17 protein-coding genes are annotated in these 17,016 nt (G+C 64.2%); 11 read left to right on the top strand and 6 right to left on the bottom strand.

The window, feature by feature from the left end; translation table 11 throughout:
* Nucleotides 1-79 precede the first annotated feature (79 nt).
* Entirely contained in the window at nt 80-655 is a 576-nt protein-coding gene (locus EN862_RS01370; protein WP_245519463.1) for a response regulator, read from the top strand.
* 69 nt (nt 656-724) lie between these two features.
* Here EN862_RS01370 and EN862_RS01365 read toward each other — a convergent pair whose 3' ends face one another.
* Together EN862_RS01365 and EN862_RS01360 are read right to left on the bottom strand one after the other, a co-directional pair.
* On the bottom strand, nt 725-1,156 hold the full coding sequence (locus EN862_RS01365; protein ID WP_127864110.1) for a hypothetical protein: 432 nt from the start codon (nt 1,154-1,156) through the stop codon (nt 725-727).
* Nucleotides 1,157-1,680: 524 nt separating this feature from the next.
* Nucleotides 1,681-1,875, bottom strand: coding sequence for a hypothetical protein (locus tag EN862_RS01360; protein ID WP_127864109.1), 195 nt, complete (start codon nt 1,873-1,875; stop codon nt 1,681-1,683).
* Nucleotides 1,876-2,272: 397 nt separating this feature from the next.
* On the opposite strand from EN862_RS01360, the gene EN862_RS01355 reads away from it, so the two are divergent.
* The 3 genes from EN862_RS01355 to EN862_RS01345 are packed head-to-tail and all read left to right on the top strand — an operon-like array spanning nt 2,273 to nt 7,265.
* The gene (locus EN862_RS01355) at nt 2,273-3,328 is read left to right on the top strand and encodes a chemotaxis protein CheB (RefSeq protein WP_127864108.1); all 1,056 of its coding nucleotides are present in this window, start codon (nt 2,273-2,275) and stop codon (nt 3,326-3,328) included.
* A 37-nt stretch (nt 3,329-3,365) separates the two neighbouring features.
* Complete coding sequence (locus EN862_RS01350) at nt 3,366-6,854, top strand: CheR family methyltransferase (RefSeq protein WP_189401005.1); 3,489 nt, start codon at nt 3,366-3,368, stop codon at nt 6,852-6,854.
* A gap of 39 nt (nt 6,855-6,893) precedes the next feature.
* Complete coding sequence (locus tag EN862_RS01345) at nt 6,894-7,265, top strand: response regulator (protein ID WP_245519462.1); 372 nt, start codon at nt 6,894-6,896, stop codon at nt 7,263-7,265.
* A 24-nt stretch (nt 7,266-7,289) separates the two neighbouring features.
* Here EN862_RS01345 and EN862_RS01340 read toward each other — a convergent pair whose 3' ends face one another.
* Both EN862_RS01340 and EN862_RS01335 read right to left on the bottom strand, forming a co-directional pair.
* A complete protein-coding gene (locus tag EN862_RS01340; RefSeq protein WP_189401008.1) occupies nt 7,290-7,652 on the bottom strand; it encodes a response regulator in 363 nt (120 codons plus the stop codon).
* Nucleotides 7,653-7,949: 297 nt separating this feature from the next.
* Nucleotides 7,950-8,444 (bottom strand): hypothetical protein, encoded by a 495-nt coding sequence (locus EN862_RS01335; RefSeq protein WP_127864105.1) that lies wholly within the window; start codon nt 8,442-8,444, stop codon nt 7,950-7,952.
* Nucleotides 8,445-8,655: 211 nt separating this feature from the next.
* On the opposite strand from EN862_RS01335, the gene EN862_RS01330 reads away from it, so the two are divergent.
* On the top strand, nt 8,656-8,973 hold the full coding sequence (locus EN862_RS01330) for a hypothetical protein (RefSeq protein ID WP_127864104.1): 318 nt from the start codon (nt 8,656-8,658) through the stop codon (nt 8,971-8,973).
* Nucleotides 8,974-9,233: 260 nt separating this feature from the next.
* Here EN862_RS01330 and EN862_RS01325 read toward each other — a convergent pair whose 3' ends face one another.
* Nucleotides 9,234-9,542, bottom strand: coding sequence for a hypothetical protein (locus EN862_RS01325; protein ID WP_245519461.1), 309 nt, complete (start codon nt 9,540-9,542; stop codon nt 9,234-9,236).
* Between the two features lie 44 nt (nt 9,543-9,586).
* Here EN862_RS01325 and EN862_RS01320 point away from each other — a divergent pair, with 44 nt between their 5' ends.
* Nucleotides 9,587-10,372, top strand: coding sequence for an SDR family NAD(P)-dependent oxidoreductase (locus tag EN862_RS01320; RefSeq protein ID WP_127864103.1), 786 nt, complete (start codon nt 9,587-9,589; stop codon nt 10,370-10,372).
* An 87-nt stretch (nt 10,373-10,459) separates the two neighbouring features.
* Complete coding sequence (locus tag EN862_RS01315; protein ID WP_127864102.1) at nt 10,460-11,638, top strand: zinc-dependent alcohol dehydrogenase; 1,179 nt, start codon at nt 10,460-10,462, stop codon at nt 11,636-11,638.
* A 364-nt stretch (nt 11,639-12,002) separates the two neighbouring features.
* On the opposite strand, the gene EN862_RS01310 is transcribed toward EN862_RS01315, so the two are convergent.
* Nucleotides 12,003-12,275, bottom strand: coding sequence for a hypothetical protein (locus EN862_RS01310; protein ID WP_127864101.1), 273 nt, complete (start codon nt 12,273-12,275; stop codon nt 12,003-12,005).
* Between the two features lie 189 nt (nt 12,276-12,464).
* Here EN862_RS01310 and EN862_RS01305 point away from each other — a divergent pair, with 189 nt between their 5' ends.
* From EN862_RS01305 to EN862_RS01290, 4 genes are read left to right on the top strand one after another with little or no spacing between them, the layout of a single operon-like run.
* Nucleotides 12,465-13,571 carry an SDR family NAD(P)-dependent oxidoreductase gene (locus tag EN862_RS01305; RefSeq protein ID WP_127864100.1) on the top strand — a complete coding sequence of 369 codons (1,107 nt, stop codon included), beginning with the start codon at nt 12,465-12,467 and terminating at the stop codon, nt 13,569-13,571.
* On the top strand, nt 13,568-14,641 hold the full coding sequence (locus EN862_RS01300) for an NAD-dependent epimerase/dehydratase family protein (protein ID WP_127864099.1): 1,074 nt from the start codon (nt 13,568-13,570) through the stop codon (nt 14,639-14,641). Before EN862_RS01305 ends, EN862_RS01300 begins: the two co-directional genes overlap by 4 nt.
* Nucleotides 14,638-15,930, top strand: coding sequence for a TIGR04295 family B12-binding domain-containing radical SAM protein (locus EN862_RS01295; protein WP_127864098.1), 1,293 nt, complete (start codon nt 14,638-14,640; stop codon nt 15,928-15,930). The genes EN862_RS01300 and EN862_RS01295 overlap by 4 nt, the downstream gene beginning before the upstream one ends.
* Nucleotides 15,915-17,015, top strand: coding sequence for a glycosyltransferase family 4 protein (locus tag EN862_RS01290; protein ID WP_127864097.1), 1,101 nt, complete (start codon nt 15,915-15,917; stop codon nt 17,013-17,015). Before EN862_RS01295 ends, EN862_RS01290 begins: the two co-directional genes overlap by 16 nt.
* Nucleotide 17,016: the final 1 nt, after the last annotated feature.

Raw genomic sequence — 17,016 nt, 5'->3', positions numbered from 1 at the left:
ATGTCGGCGCGCCTTGCCTTAGGTTGCGGTTATGCGAACTGAAGGAGCTCGTGTGCGAAACCTCAGGGGACTTCACCTCTTGATCGCCGAGGACGAGTGGCTGCTCGCCAGCGATCTGGCGACCTTCTTCGCAGACATGGGCGCGATCATCCTGGGACCGGTGGCGACGGTGGAGCAGGCCGGACGGCATGCCAAAGCAGCCGAGGCCGCGATCCTGGACATCGACCTGCACGGCCGCAAGATTTTTCCGGTGGCGGACGAACTGATGCTGCGCAACGTGCCCTTCGTGTTCTTCAGCGGATATGACGACATCGCCATCCCCGAGCATTTGCGTTTCGCGAGCAGCCTGAGCAAGTCCTCGAACCGCGTCACCCTGGTCGATGCGCTGTTCCCGCCGGAGCCCTCTGCAGAGCCAGCGACCGTCGCGCAGCCGATGTCCGCGGCGGAGGACGTCGTCGCGCTGCTGCCCAAGCTCCGGCTCACCGCGCGCCTGCTGCTGGACGATGCCGGGGCCTCCGACCGCCTTGTCGAGCACACTCTGGAACAGGCGCTTGAGGACATCGACAAAAGGCCCGAGGACTCGTCCATCGCGGACTGGCTGAACGCCATCATGCGCAGGATGGCGCAGTGGCGCGGAGCTTCTCTTCTGCACTGATCATCTCTGCACTGATCGCCGGGCAGCCGAGCCGCCGGCGACCTGCGCTCGCCGGGCGACCAGCGCGTCTCAATGCGTGAATCGGCTTCTGAGCCAGGCGAGGATCCGGCTGCCTCTCACGATCCGGCGCACCCGCGCGGCGGCCCAGCTGGCCTGCATCGTCGCGCCGGCATGGCAGCTGCAGACGACGTCATGCAATTGCCAATCGGACAGTTCGAAAAAGCGCTTCGCCTCGCCATAGGTGTCCGATTGCAACCCGGCCGCTCGCAGCAGCGGATCATCGAAGGCAACCGCGAGCGCCGAGCCATCCGCCCGCACCCGTTCACGGACGCCGGGATCGACATATTCGGTGCCGGTCAGCGCCGAGAGGCAGCGCTGAGGATTGCGGTCGAGCAGTTCCGCCCACCGCTCGATGCGCTGCCTTCTCGTCGCAAGGGGAATCAAGCCGAGCCGGTCGACGACTGCCACCGATTGAAGTTCGTATGAGGTCTGATGCTTCATTGCTGTCTCCTGTGGTTGTGGCGGCGACATCTGCACGGCGGCGCGGCAGGTCCTGCCGGGGCCTGAAGCCCACGCCTGCGAGGGACAGGCGTGGGCCGACCAGCTGTTGCCCACCCGTCTTCACCAAACGCCTTGGAACGGCGTCTGAGGCGAACCCGAACTGCCAGCGATCTCCTATGTTCCAGCCATTCTGGCCCAGGGAGCCGGATGACGAGGTTGAGGCCATCGGCTGGGTCTCCTGAGCAGCCGAGCCCAGCGCGAAGGTGTGAGCTCGCACCGCCCGATCAGTCGACAAGATCGCGCGCCCGGCCCGGCCAGCTCTTTACGAGAAATGTCACAGCGGAATTAGCGCCGCCGTTCGTCGCCCGTTTCCTTGGCGTGCCGCAGAAGGTTCGAGACGTTATGAGCCGCCGCGCGCGGGCTGACTCATGCCTCAAAGTAGTCCTGATTCGGTCGCTCTCTGCCCGCAGGCTGTTTGCCCGTGCAATAGCTGCTTCGCTTGCCGCGTATTTCTTATCCATGGGCTAAATCCTGGTCACCTTGTCGAGGCCAAGCCGCGTCTTCTGTGTTTCGGCGTAGCTCTCAGCATCGGCTTCGCAGTCGAAAGACCGGACCACGGTGACATGGCCCGGTTCTTCGATCATCACGTGCCATTCGGCACCGGCTTCCGCCAAAGTCACCGCTTTCTCAGGGGCGATGGGATGGCCGAGTCTATGCATCTGCCGTTCTCGCGAGGGCAGCGACCGCCGCTGCCGGAACGGCGGAAGGTCAAGGATTGTTTCCCCGCTCGCCTTAACATGTGTTTACATCACGCAAAGAAAGACCCGTCGCCGGGGGACGAAGCAGCGACGGGTCCTCGCACGGACACCTGGAGCGGACATGACCGCAGCGCCCTAAGCGCGCATGCTGGTGTTTGTTCCAAAAGAAACCCGGCCGACACACTGGAAAAGCCGGCGAACGGCTGCATCGCCGAACGACTCACAGGCACGAGAAGCAGCAGCAATGGAACATTCGCGCGGATTGCATTGTTAAACACCTGACCGGTCGCTGAACCGCGATGGCGCCATCACCGCAACGGAACGGTTCTTACAGCCCAATCTGGAGGCTCGTCGCGGAATGGCCCGTTCCACAAGCCCAGCGAAAAACCACAACATCATCGTCATCGGCGCGTCGGCCGGCGGTATCGAGCCGTTGAAGCGCCTCGTCGCCGATCTGCCCGCCAACCTGCCGGCGGCCGTGTTCGTCGTGGTGCATGTCGGCCAGGTCAGCTATATGGCAGAGATCCTCGACCGCGCGGGCACGCTTGAAGCGCAGCCGGCCAGGAACGGCGCGGCGTTCAGGATGGGCTGCATCTATGTGGCGCCACCCGGCTTCCACCTTCTCCTGCATGACGGCCATATGATGCTGCGGCGCGGTCCACGCGAAAACCTCGCCCGGCCGGCCATCGACCCCTTGTTCCGTTCGGCGGCGCTGAGCTACGGCGCCAGCGTCATCGGCGTGCTGCTGTCGGGCTCGCTTTCCGACGGCACCGCCGGGTTGAGGGCCGTCAAGGCCGTCGGCGGGCTGGCGGTCGTCCAGGACCCCAACGATGCGCTGGTGCCGGCGATGGTTGAAAGCGCGCTGCATTTTGTCGAGGTCGACCACTGCCTGCCGGCGGCGAAGCTCGGGGCTTTGCTGGCAAAGCTCGCGGCTGAGCCCGCCGGCGAAACGTTCGCAGCCCCATCGGCGGTCAGACTGGAGGCGGCCATCGCAGCGCAGGAGCATTCGACCATGAAAGATGCGGATCGACTTGGCGAGTTGTCGGTGTTTACATGCCCGGAATGCCACGGGCCGTTGTGGGAGATCGAAGACGGTGACATGCTGCGTTATCGGTGCCATACCGGGCATGCCTTCACCGCCGACGCCGTGATGGAGGCGCAGGCGATCGAAGCGGACGAGATTCTGTGGAGCCTGCTCCGCTCGCACCAGCAACGGGCGGCGTTTGCCAGGCGGATGGCGGATCGGGAGCGGGCAAGGCACCGCTCCGAACTCGCCGCCGAAATAGGCAAGCGGGCTAAGGACTATGAAGCGGATGCCGCCGTGATCGAGCGGATCCTCGAAAGCAGACGGGTTCAGGTAACGGGCAATGGCGAAGGCGGGGCGGAACGGAAACACACGCAAGGCAAGGGCTAGTTCGCGCGAAGTTGCGAAACAGCCCGCGCCCTTTCCCTTGGTCGGCATTGGCGCATCGGCGGGCGGCATCGCGGCGCTGCAGAAATTCTTCCCCGAGGTGCCGGCCGACAGCGGCTTTGCCTATGTGGTGATCCAGCATCTCGACGCCGAGCACGAAAGCGTGCTTGCCAGCATCATCCAGCGCTCCACCGCGATCGAAACCCAAACCGCCGCCGAGGGCATGGAGATCGAGCCCGACAAAATCTACGTCACGCCCCCGGGCGTATCGGTCGCCATACGTGACCAGCGCTTCCACATAGCCAAGATGGCCGCGACACGCGCCAGGCGGACGCCGATCGACGATTTCTTCACCTCGTTGGCACAGGAGCAGGCGGAGAATGCGGCAGGCATCATCCTGTCCGGGACGGGCAGCGACGGCACGATCGGGCTCAGGGCCATCAAGGAGCGCGGCGGCCTTACCCTGGCGCAGGAAAGTGCCGAATATGACGGCATGATGCGCAGCGCCGTCCAGAGCGGCCTGGTCGACATGGTGCTTCCCGCCGAGGAAATGGCGGCCAAGGTGATCAGCTATTTCCGCCACTCCAATCACACCGAAAGCGAGCGTGACCGCCGCAAGCGCGATGTCGCCGAACAGCTTTCGCGCATCGCGGCGCTGCTGCGCGTGCGGACGGGCCACGATTTCAGCGGTTACAAGGACAACACGATCCTGCGCCGCATCCAGCGCCGTATGCAGGTGCTGCAGATCGACGACCCGGCCGCCTTCTACGAGCGCCTGCGCGACGAACCGCAGCAGGTCGATCTGTTGTTCCAGGACCTGCTGATCGGCGTCACCAGCTTCTTCCGCGACGAGCACGCCTTCGATGTCCTGGAAAGGCTGGTCATTCCCCGGCTGTTCGAGAGCCGCAAGCCCGACGAGACGATCCGAGTATGGGTGCCGGGCTGCGCCACGGGCGAGGAGGCTTATTCAATCGCCATGCTGTTGAAGGAGAGCGCGCCCCGCGGCGCCGCCTCGCCCAATCTGCAGATCTTCGCCACCGATATCGACGAACGCGCGCTGGAGGTGGCACGCGCCGGCCGCTATCCGGCGACGATCGCGACGGACATTACGCCGAAGCGGCTCAAGGAGTTCTTCTCGCGCGAGGACGGCACCTACCGCGTTTCGGCCGACCTGCGCGAAGTCTGCCTGTTTTCCTCGCACAATCTGTTGCGCGACCCGCCCTTCTCCAAGCTCGACCTGGTCGCCTGCCGCAACCTTCTGATCTATATGGGCCCGGAGTTGCAGGAAAAGATCGTTCCGATCTTCCACTACGCCCTGCGCAACAACGGCTATCTCTTCCTCGGATCCTCGGAGAACGTCACGCGGCACGCTCGCCTGTTCTCCACCGTCGACAAGACGAGCCGCATCTTCCAGAAGCGCGGCGGGGTCACTCCGCACCGCCTGCCGGAATTCCCCCTCGCTGCCGCAGCCAGGCAGATAGCGCCGAATGCGCGCCAGCGGGCGACGAACGGAACTTTGCAGGAGGTGGCCGAGCGTGTCATCGTCGAGCGCTATGCGCCGGCCTATGTGGTGACCAACGCGGCCGGCGAGCTGATGCACAGTTCGGGCGGCACTGGAAAATATCTCGAGCTCGCCGCGGGCGCTCCCGACCACAACGTCTTTTCCATGGCAAGACGGGGGTTGCGCATGGATCTGCGCGCCGCGCTCCACAAGGCGGCCAGCACCGGCCAGGTGGCGATCCAAAACAAGATCAGCATCGGCACCAATGGCGGCCGACAGACGATAAGCCTGGCCGTGCAGCCGTTGCCCTCCGACGGCTCGGCGGACCCGCTCTATATGCTCGTCTTCCGCGACATCGGCGGCATCAAGGCGGAGTCGGAAGACGAGCCCGTCCATACTACCGACGATGTCGAAAGCGCCAATGTCAGCCAGCTTGAAAGGGAGTTGAGAGAAACCAAGGAGCGGCTGCAGATCACGACCGAGGAGCTCGAATCCTCCAATGAGGAGCTGAAATCCTCCAACGAGGAATTGTCCTCCATCAATGAGGAGTTGCAGTCGTCCAACGAGGAATTGGAAACCTCGAAGGAAGAGCTGCAGTCGATCAACGAGGAACTGCAGACGGTCAATGCCGAGCTCAACATACGCGTCGACGAGCTCAGCCGCGCCAACAACGACATGGCGAATTTGCTCGAAAGCACGCAGATCGCCACCGTGTTCCTCGACCGCGACCTCTGCATCAAGAGCTTCACGCCGACCGCCCGCGACCTTTTCCGCCTGGTCGAAAGCGACGTCGGCCGGCCGCTGGCGCATGTGCGACCGCGCTTCCCCGCCGACGGGCTGCAGGCTGACATGGAACAGGTGCTGCTGAGGCTGGGCACGATCGAGCGTCAGGTCGAGGGTACCGACAGCGGCCGGCGCTACATCATGCGCGTGCTGCCCTATCGCACCGTCGACAATGTGATTGCCGGCGTCGTGGTCACTTTCGTGGACGTCACCCAAATAGCCCGGGCGGAGGAAAAGATCGGCGTGCTCTCGCACGACCTGCGCAACCGCGTCGAAAGCCTCGAGACCCTGCTCGATCTGGTGCCGGTCGGCATCTTCATTGCCGAAGACGGCGACGGCGCGGAGATCCGCGCCAACCGCCGCGCGGTGGAGCTCGCGGGGCAACGCGCCACCGGCGACAAGCTGATCTCCGTCCCCGCCGTCCTGCCGCTGACACTCAATGGCGCCAAGGTCGACGCCGACGAGCAGCCTCTGATGAAGGCAATGCGCACGGGCAGGGCTATTCCGGGCTATGAAGCGCGGATTCTGCGCGAGGATGGCTCTGGCATCGACGTGATGATGTCGGCCAACCCGCTGTTCGACGAAACCGGCAAGGTGCGCGGCGCGATCGCGGCGCTGGTCGACGTCTCAAGCCACAAGGAGGCCGAGCGCAGTCAGGAAAGGCTGCTGCATGAACTGCAGCACCGCGTGAAGAACATTCTCGCCACCGTCACCGCGCTGACATCGCGCATGGTGCGCACGGCGGGCTCGGTGAGCGATTTCTCGACCTCGTTCCAGCAGCGGCTGCAGGCGATGGGCCGGACCCACGAAGTGCTGTCTTCCTACAACTGGACCGATGCCGATCTCGAGCAGTTGCTGCGGGCGGTCCTGTCGCCCTACGCCAGCAAATCGCGCAGCAATATCGTCATTCGTGGAAAGCCTTTGCAGCTCGGCGCAAGCGTGGCCGCGACGCTCGGCATGGTGGTCTTCGAGCTCGCCAGCAATGCGGCGAAATATGGCGCGCTCTCGACCGAGGAGGGCCGGGTCGAGGTGGCGTGGAACACTGACAAAGCTGGCGTCCTGTCCATCCACTGGCGGGAAGTCGAAGGTCCTGCCGTCAAGGAGCCGCCGCAGCGGAATTTCGGAACAAGCTTCATCCAGCAAAGTTTAGAATATGAGCTGGGAGGCAAGGTCGCACTGAGATTTGAACCCTCGGGACTGGAATGCGATATAGAAATTCCGTTGGCGTCAGCCGCCGGCAGATAGCATTCTCGCTGCGTGTTAGGAATGAACACAAATACACCCTTGTCGGGTCTCAATGTCCTTGTGGTCGAGGATGTGTTTATGCTCGCACAAGATCTTGCCGACCAGTTGGCGGAAGCCGGATGTACCGTTGTGGGACCAGCGCCTACCGTTCGACAAGCGCTGGATCAAATCGACGGCATTGCCTTGGATGGCGCCTTGCTGGATGTGAATCTTCGCGGCGAGCGAAGCTTTCCTTTGGCCGAGCATCTGGCGCGCGATGGCGTGCCTTTCATTTTCCTCACCGGCTACGACAGCGCCACAGTTTTTCCCGACAGGTTTCGCGACACGCCGAAGCTGACCAAGCCGGTCGACTACGGTCTGCTGATCGAGGCGGTGTCGCGGTTCCGCAAGGGTGACGCCGCGCCAGGCTGAATGGGCTCGTTGAATTGAGCTCGTCTATGGTCCGGCGCGATTCCCTACCAGTTGGCTCGCCAGTTCGATCAGATGCCGGATCGGCGCCGGTTTCGGCACATAAGGCGCGCCGTGGAAGATCGGCGACTGGAATTCCGGATCATAGCCCGAATGGACGAGGAAAGGCACGCCCGCTTCCTTGAGGCGGGCGGCTGCGGCGCCGCGCTGGCCGTCGAGCAGCTGGATGTCGATGATGGCCAGGTCCGGCTTGTTGTCGTCAAGCCAAGCCGCGGCGGCCCGCTCGGACGCCACGCAGGCCACCTCGAAACCGCGCTCCTTCAGGCCATTCGCCACGTCCGACGCGATCAGGTACTCGTCTTCAATGATCAGTGCCAGGGGCGCTGCCATGGCGACCTCCTCTGACAGGCGCATCCCTTCCGGACCCACGGCTGATCATACGCCGCCGGCCAGGGAAACGCACCACGCTTTGCTTCGAAGCGGTTTCGGGGTCCCCAACAGGATTAGGACCGGCCTGGTTCAAGCCCGTCTCCTGATGAAGCCCGATCACGTCGGGGTGGGACAGGGGCGCGCGGGCCTGAAGCAGACGAAGAAACTCAGGTCTCAGCCCGTCGCCTCGTGAACTTGCAAGCGCATGCAGTGACATGAGGGAATGCATCATATTACCTTTCACAGATGCCGCCTCCCTCACATCGCGGCGGTTGCCCTTTCCTGCCTTGCTTCTTCGAAATCGACGGACACGACGACAGCGCCGTCGCCGCCACGAACCCGGACCGCCCAGCCGTCCTGACCGGGTTCGGCCGCATCGTCGAGCAGATCGATCGCCGAGCGCAGCGCTTCGTGACGAACAGCTTCGAGGTCGGGCAACTCGACGCCCTCGAGCCGCCTCACACTGCCATCCTCGCGATATTCGAATGTATACGGACCCTGGCCTGTATCGTCTGGCCGCTCGTCGGCAGGCCGTCCCGCGTCCGCCTTTCCGTCCGACCCCTCTCCTTCTGCCGGGTAACCGAACGCCGCGCACTGAAGCATCATCTCCCTGGCGCGATCGACAAGGGCGGCATCGCCGAGCAACGGGTCGGACACGACCATGGTGACAGCGATATTCTCCCCGCCCTCGCCAACAAACTCGACTGTCGCGCCTTTGGGACTTGCATGGATCGTCGTGTCGAGAACTTGCATTGCTGCCTCTGTGTCCTGGTATCGAGGATAGAAAGCTCCCCTGATCCCGAAAGTTCCGTCCGAGTTCAGGAATCGAATTCCGAAGCCAGACCGGCCGCTCGCGCAGCATCCGCTAGGCATGCGAAGGCGGCTGCATGAATCCATTCCTTCATTGAAGGCCCGGTTGGAACAGCGGGGCCGCATGAAGGTTTGGGAACAAAGGAGGCGCCGAATGTCACCCAACCCACGCACACCGGCCGAGGCGCGCGGCGAAATCCAGGCCGGCAGGACGCAGGACAAGACCCCAGGGTTCGACCCGGCGGCAGCACCGCAGGAAGCAGACGCCGAGGCGGGTGATGTCCCGACCTCCGCTACGCCGGCGGCGACGCGCAAACCGAACTTCACCAACCAGGCGAGCTTTGCCAACGCGATGCGACCTCCGGAGAACGCGCCCGACCTTGAGCCGCACAGGAACGGGCCGGTCCTGGTCATCGTGGCGCTGGTCGTCGTGGCCGCAGTCGCCTTTCTGTTCGCCGCATCCTTCCGCTAGGAAGGAACATCATTCGCCGTCCCAGGTTTGACAGCCCAAGGAGGTTCAAGGAGATTAAAGGAGGTTATCGCGATGCCGAGCTTGAGAAGTCTGTTTCGCCATCTGTGGCGCTGGAAAGCACAGCCTACGACGCACCCCTCTCCAGTGGACGCCATTGTGCGGGTGCTGCGCGAAGCCGAGAAGCAACACGGATCCCGGCGGTCGGAATGACAAAGCATGCTCACGGTTAGTGTCTCCGGAGGATCGAGCGATCGCCGGAGTCAATCCTCGTCAAAGATATGCTCGTGGATGATGCCCAGGATCTGCAGCTTCACCGTTTCTCGCGCTTCGGGCTTCACGAACGGCATCAGCAGATCGACCGTTTCCTCCACCCGTCGCGGCAGGTCGGCGCTCGGATCGCTCAGATAGCTTCCATGGGCATAGACGTTTTCGGTCAGCCTCTTGTTCAGGTCGGAAAAGAGTCCCATCGCCATTGCTCCTTTGCCGATCCAACAGCCGAGCGCCCGCGCGGTTCCCCAGGCAACCGCATTGCAATCGGCCGCACCGAATCCTCGCTGCGCGAGGAACATTCGGTCCAACCGGATGTTCGGCCGAACCACGCAGGAGGATCGAAATGGAAAACGGCAAACTGGCAGCCGTCACCGGCGCATCGAGCGGCATCGGCAAGGAGCCCGCGAAACTCTGCGCCAAGGACGGCTACGATCTGGTCGTCGCCGCCGATGAGCCGGCCATCGAGCAGGCCGCCGAGGCGCTCCGATCGCATGGCGTCTCGGTCGACGCGGTGGAGGCCGACCTTGCAAGCGAGGACGGCGCCGACAAATTGATCGCCAAGATCGGCGCTCGCGACATCGATCTTCTTTTCCTCAATGCGGGGCGCGGCCTGGGCCGGGGCTTTGTCAACCAGGATTGGGCCGAGGCGCGCCGCGTCATCGACACCAACATCACAGGCACCGTCTACCTCGCCCACAAGCTCGGCCGCAAGATGATGGAGCGCGGTCGCGGCCGGATCCTGTTCACCGGCTCCATCGCCGGCTTCATGCCGGGCACGTTCCAGGCCGTCTACAACGGAACCAAGGCCTTCATCGATTCCTTCGCCATCGCGCTGCGCCACGAGCTAAAGGACAGCGGCGTGAGTGTGACCGTGCTGATGCCGGGCGCGACGCAGACGCGCTTCTTCGAGCGCGCCGACATGATGGACACCGAGATCGGCGTGCAGGAAAAAGACAATCCCGCCGATGTGGCCAGGGACGGCTACGACGCCATGATGGCCGGCGAGGAGCAAGTGGTCAGCGGCTGGAAGAACAAGATGCAGGTTGCCGCCGCCCATGTCACGCCGGCCGGCACGCTGGCCGAACAGCACCGCAACATGGCCGAACCGGGTTCGGCGAAGAATGGCTAAAAACGCGGGCTCTGATCCGGGAACATTCCAGCTCAGCGTCAGTTCGGCCCGACCTCTTGGCACCCACAATTCATAGGAACAATCCCGATGAAAGCCCTGACATGGCACGGCAAAGGCGACATTCGTTGCGACGAGGTCGCTGATCCAGCGATCGAGAACGACCGCGATATCATGATCAAGGTGACCTGCTGTGCCATCTGCGGCTCCGACCTGCATCTGATGGACGGCTACATGCCGACGATGAAATCGGGCGACGTGCTGGGCCACGAGACGATGGGCGAGGTGGTGGAGGTCGGTCGCGCTCACACGAAGTTCAAGAAGGGCGATCGCGTCGTCGTGCCCTTCAACATATCATGCGGCGAGTGCTGGTTCTGCCGGAACGGCCTGTTCTCGCTCTGCGACCGGTCGAATCCCAACGCCGAGCAGGCCGCCAAGGTCATGGGCCAGTCGCCCGCGGGCCTGTTCGGCTATTCGCATCTGGTCGGGGGCTATTGGGGCGGTCAAGCGGAATACCTGCGCGTGCCCTTTGCCGATGTGGGTCCCATCAGGGTGCCTGACGGCATCGATGACGAGCAGGTGCTGTTCCTCTCCGATATCTTTCCCACCGGCTACATGGCGGCCGAGAACGCCGGCATCCAGGAAGGAGACACTGTCGCGATCTGGGGCTGCGGGCCGGTCGGCCAGTTTGCAATCCAGAGCGCCTGGATGCTCGGCGCCGGCCGCGTCATCGCCATCGACAAGGTGCCGGAACGGCTCGCCATGGCGCGCGACTACGGCAAGGCGGAGACGCTCGATTTCAGCAACTCCGATATTTACGATGCCCTCATGGCAATGACCGGCGGTCGCGGCCCTGACAGCTGCATCGATTGCGTCGGCACCGAGGCCGATGCCACCGCCACGTCCGATTCCATCCTCGATAAGGCCAAGGCCACCGTGTATCTCGGCACCGACCGGCCGCATGTGCTGCGAGAGGCGATCTATTGCTGCCGCAAGGGCGGCACGATCTCGGTGCCCGGCGTCTATATCGGCCTGGTGGATCACATTCCGTTCGGCGCGGCGATGAACAAGGGGCTGACATTCCGCATGGGCCAGACCCACACCCACCGCTATCTCGAGCCGCTGCTGCAGAAGGTGCTAAGCGGCGAGATCGACCCGTCCTTCGTCATCACCCACCGCGCCGGTCTGGAGGAAGGACCTGAGCTCTACAAGACATTTCGCGACAAGCAGGACGGCTGCATCAAGGTGGTGATGCGCCCACACGGCTGAATCGCGTCAAACATAGAGGTTCGCAATGGCTCGACCGAAAGACACCTCCTCCAAGCCCGCAGTGAAGTCGCCCGACCCCGAAGGGCTCCCGCATCCGCGCCGAGATGCGCAAGACAGCGATGCGGGCGCGAAGCCAACGACCCCGAAGACCGCCGGCGGCCCGGAGCCCCCGGCCTCGCCCCTCGACAGCCGTGTTGCAAACCGAAATGCCGGCCGCCGGCGCGAGGCCGGGCCGACGCCCAAGCCAACGGATAAGCCGCTCGATTGAGCCGCACGAACATATCGGCAGTCTGACCGCCTGCCGCGGCGCCGTTGCAGGGGCCATCTCTCTCCAACGGCGCCATGACACCAGCTTTTCGAGCAGCTAGTTCTTCTGGTTGCGCTCGACGAATTTGTTGAAGCGGCTCGTTCCGCCTTTGCCGGCTTCATCCTGATGCAGGAAGGCGAGATCGTTCTCGTCGAAAATGCGGAAGAATTCGTCCCACTCGATCGGTTCCAGCGTGTCTTCGGGCTCGCCGAAATCGATGCGCAGAATGCCGCCCTTGCCTTTCGTGCGAACGACGGCCGGCCGGCCATCCCGTTCTTCCACCCATTTCCGGATCTCGTCGTGATTGGTGGTCGTCTTGGCCTCGGACATGGATTTCCCTTTCTCGCAGCGGGGATTGGTGAGCGGTCCTAACAGCAGCCAACAGGCAATGTTCCAGCGGGTTGCGCAGCCCACGTCCGAGCTGCGTGACCTCCGGCGGCGGGAACTTTGTTGAAGCAGGGAACAAACCTTTTACCGCGCAGTTCGGGGCGCCGAAGCAAAATCCGCAAGGGAGTCATCGTGAAACGCGTATTGGTTACGGGAGGTTGCGGCTTCATCGGCCGCCACGTCGCCCAGGAACTCACTAACCATGGCTATCAGGTGCGCCTGCTCGACGCGCTCGTCGATCAGGTGCACGGCGCCGAAGCCATCAATCTTCCGACCGGAGCCGAGCTGATCAAGGGCGACGTGCGCGATCGCGACGCGGTCGCCGAGGCGGTTTCGGATATGGACGCGGTCATCCACCTGGCGGCCGAGGTCGGCGTCGGCCAGTCAATGTACGAGATCGCCCGCTATGTCGGCACCAACGACCTCGGCACGGCGGTGCTGCTCGAGGCACTCATCAAGCATCCGGTCGAACGGATCGTCGTCGCGTCCTCCATGAGCATCTATGGCGAAGGCCTCTACCGTACCGCGGAAGGCGAGCGGATCGACAATGCGCGCCGCAAGCCCACCGACATCAAGGACGGCCTGTGGGATCTCAGATCGGCGTCGGGCGAAACCCTGTCGCCGGTTGCGACCGACGAGGAGAAGCGGCCGGATCTCGCCTCGATCTACGCGCTGACCAAATACGCGCAGGAGCGCGCCGTGCTGATCTTCGGCCAGGCCTATGGCATCGACGCCGTGGCGTTGCGCCTCTTCAACGTCTTCGGCGCCGGACAGGCACTTTCCAATCCCTATACCGGCGTTCTCGCCAACTTCGCCTCGCGCCTCGCCAACGGCAAGCGGCCGACGATCTTCGAGGACGGCGAGCAGAAGCGCGACTTCGTGCATGTGCGCGATGTCGCCACCGCGTTCCGGCTGGCGCTCGAGCAACGCCAGGCCGCCGGGCATGCCATCAATATCGGCAGTGGCCACGCTTATTCGATCAGCGAAGTGGCCCGTGTTCTTGCCAAGGCGATGGGCGTCCCCAAGCGCCCGCCTGAAATCCTGGGCAAGGCGCGCTCCGGCGACATCCGCAACTGCTTCGCCGACATTGCCAAGGCGCGCGAGCTGCTCGGCTTCGAGCCCAGGCATCGTCTGGAAAATTCGCTCGGCGAATTCGCCGCCTGGGTTCGCAACAGCGTCGTCATCGATCGAGGCGCCGACATGCGGCGCGAGCTGGAAGAGCGGGGATTGGTCTCATGACCCGGACGCACCGTCACGCTCGCAAGGCGCCCGTGGCCGTTATCGGCGGCAGCGGTTTCATCGGCTCCAATCTCGCCGACAGCCTGCTGTCTGACGGGGAAACAGTGCTGGTCGTCGACAATCTCAGCCGTCCGGGTGTCGATCAGAATCTCGACTGGCTGGCGCAAAAACATGGCGAGCGGCTGAGTGTGGACATCGTCGACATTCGCGACGCCAGCGCGCTGGCCGCGGCCTTGGCGCCGGCCAAAGCGATTTTCCATCTGGCTGCTCAGACCGCAGTGACGACCAGCCTGACCGATCCCGCTGAAGACTTCGACGTCAATCTCAAGGGCACGTTCAACGTGCTGGAAGCGGCTCGCGGCAGCGGAACTCCCGTGGTCTTCGCCAGCACCAACAAGGTCTATGGCAGCCTGCCCCAGGTCACGGTGCGGCAAGCCGACGATCGCTATGAACCGTTCGACGAGGAGGTGCGTACGAGCGGTGTCGATGAGAAGGTCGGCCTTGATTTCTGCACGCCCTATGGCTGCTCGAAGGGCGCGGCCGATCAGTATGTGCTCGACTATTCCAAGTCCTATGGCTTGCCGACGGCGGTGCTGCGTATGAGCTGCATCTACGGGCCGCGCCAGTTCGGCACCGAGGATCAGGGCTGGGTTGCGCATTTTCTTCTCAGCGCGCTGTCCGGCCAGCCGATAACCATTTACGGCGACGGCAAGCAGGTGCGCGACATCCTGCACGTGTCCGATGCCGTGGCCGCCTATCGCGGCCTGCTCGCAAGGATCGAAGACCTCAAGGGCCAGGCGTTCAACCTGGGCGGCGGCCCGCGCAACGCGGTCAGCTTGCGCGTGCTGCTGGCCGAGATCGCCGACATGACCGGCAGCGACATCGCGATCCGCCACGATCGCGAGCGCGTTGGCGATCAGCCCTTCTTCGTCGCCGACACGCGCAAGCTGCAGGCCGCGATCGGCTGGCAGCCGCAGGTCGCCTGGCGCGAAGGCGTCTGCGATCTCGCCAGTTGGTTGCTGCGGCATCGGCTCCAATCGCGCCCGCAAGCTACGAGGTACGTCGCATGAAGGTAGCCTTGGTCAATCCGTTCTGGACCTATGAGCACAGCATCTATTTCGGTTGCCGCCAGCCGCATCTGCCGCTGGAGCTCGGCTATTCGAAGGCAATGCTGGAAGCCGAAGGACACGATGTCCTGATGCTGGACGGACAATTGCAGAACCTCGACAACGCGGCGCTCGCTGAGCGTGTGGCGTCATTCGCGCCGGATATGACCGTCGTAACCACCGCGCCGACCTATCTGTTCTGGCGCTGCGCGCCACCGGAATTGCGCGTGCCTGGGGAATTCCTCAACCATCTCGCCGGGCGCGGCGGGCGCACGGTGGCGGTCGGACCGCATGGCTCGGCGACGCCAGCCCCCACCCTGCGCAAGCTCGGCGTCGATGTCGTCGTGCGCGGCGAATGCGAGGAGGTCGTGGCGGAGCTCGCACGGCAAAGCGACTGGAGCAAGGTTGCGCATACGGCCTGCCTCCAAGGCAACGGTCTCGCCTGCAATAGCGGCGTGCATGCCAGTTCGTTCGTCGATCATCCGGCGCTCACCTGGCCGTCCGACTGGATCGCGGCGCACGGCCACCACCACCACAGGTTCGATGCCGTCCAGAAGGGCGCCGGCGCCGAGGTGGAGGCCTCGCGCGGCTGCCCCTACAATTGCAGCTTCTGCGCCAAGATCGATTTTCGCGATGCCTATAGGCGCAGGAAACACGATGCCATCGTCGCCGAGATCGACGGGCTGATCGCACAACGGGTCGGCTACATCTATTTCATCGACGAGATCTTCTTGCCGCAGAAAGCGCTGCTGGAGGCGCTGGTCGATCGCGACGTCCAGTTCGGCGTCCAGACGCGCATCGACCTGTGGAAGCCGGAATTGCTGGAACTGCTCGGCGCGGCCGGCTGCGTGTCGATCGAGGCCGGCCTCGAAAGCCTGACCGTCGAGGGCCGTGCGATGCTTGCCAAGCGCTGCCGGCTGGACACCGAGGATCTCGCTGCGCTTCTCATCGACGCCCGCCGCAACGTGCCTTTCGTCCAGGCCAATCTGATCGGCGTGGTCGAGGACGATCCGGCGCTGGTGGATTATTGGCGCAAGCACCTCATCGATCACGGCGTCTGGGCCAACGAGCCCGTGCCGCTCTATCCTTATCCGAGCTCTCCCAGCTACCGCGAACTCTGGGGCGAACCCGACGACCTCGCCTGGGAGCGCGCGCATGAGCACTACCTCGCCTCCTTCCGCTCCTTCAGCGACATCCAGGACCAGCGCCCGCATGCACTGGCTGAGTTGGAGTCCTCATGCTGCAATCATTGATCCATCGTCCGCGGCGCATCCTGATGACGACCGACGCCGTCGGTGGCGTCTGGCGCTATTGCCTCGACCTGGCGCGCGAGCTGGCGGCCGGCGGCGACAGCATCGTGCTTGCCGGGCTGGGGCCGGAGCCTTCTCCGGAGCAGGCGCGGGAGGCGCGGTCTTTCGCCACGCTGGTTTGGCTGAAATGCCCGCCGGACTGGATGACGCGCGACGAAGACGATCTCCGCCGGTTGCCCGGCGAGTTGCAGACCCTTGCCGAGACCTATGCGATCGATCTCGTCCATCTCAATGCGCCGACGCAAGCGGCCGGGCTCGATCTGGCACGTCCCATCGTCGCGGTCTCGCATTCATGCGTGGCGACATGGCTGCACGCGGTGCGTGGGCAGGCGCCGGCGGACGGTTGGTCCTGGCAGCGAGATCGCAACAGGGCCGGATTCGATCGCGCCGACGTCGTTGTCGCTCCGAGCCGAAGCCATGCCGAGATGCTCCAAGCTTGCTACGGCGCGATCGCTGGGTTGGGCCTCGTCCATAATGGCGCCCTGCCCGGCCCGAGGCCGGGACCCCGCGAGCCTTTCGTCTTCGCTGCCGCACGCTGGTGGGACGAGGGCAAGGATGCGGCATCGCTCGACGCCGCCGCCGCGCTCTGCGACTGGCCCGTTCAGGCCGCCGGTCCGCTCGCCGGCCCCGACGGACAGCGCGCCCGTTTCGACAACTGCGTCTCGCTCGGTTCAATCGACCACCGCGAGGTTCGCCGCCTGATGAGGCGAGCTGGCATCTTCGTTTCAACTTCCATCTACGAGCCTTTCGGGCTGGCCGCCCTAGAGGCCGCGCTTTCGGCCACGCCGCTGGTGCTCGCCGATATCGCGACCTACCGCGAGATCTGGGATGGCGCGGCCATGTTCTTCAATGCGCGCGATCCACATGCGCTGGCCGGTTGCATCGAGAACCTGTCCCGCGACGAAAGCTTGCGGCGCAAGCTCGGCAGGCGCGCCGCGCGGCAGGCACGCAAATTCTCGCTGGGCAAGCAGGTGAGGATGATGCGCGACATCTACAACCGGGCGGCGCTGACCGCAGCGGGGCGTTGAC

The sequence above is a fragment of the Mesorhizobium sp. M2E.F.Ca.ET.219.01.1.1 genome (assembly GCF_004016445.2).
Taxonomy (GTDB): Bacteria; Pseudomonadota; Alphaproteobacteria; order Rhizobiales; family Rhizobiaceae; genus Mesorhizobium.
Note: the sequence above shows the minus strand (reverse complement) of the source record. Positions and strands in the feature narration are given on the sequence as shown.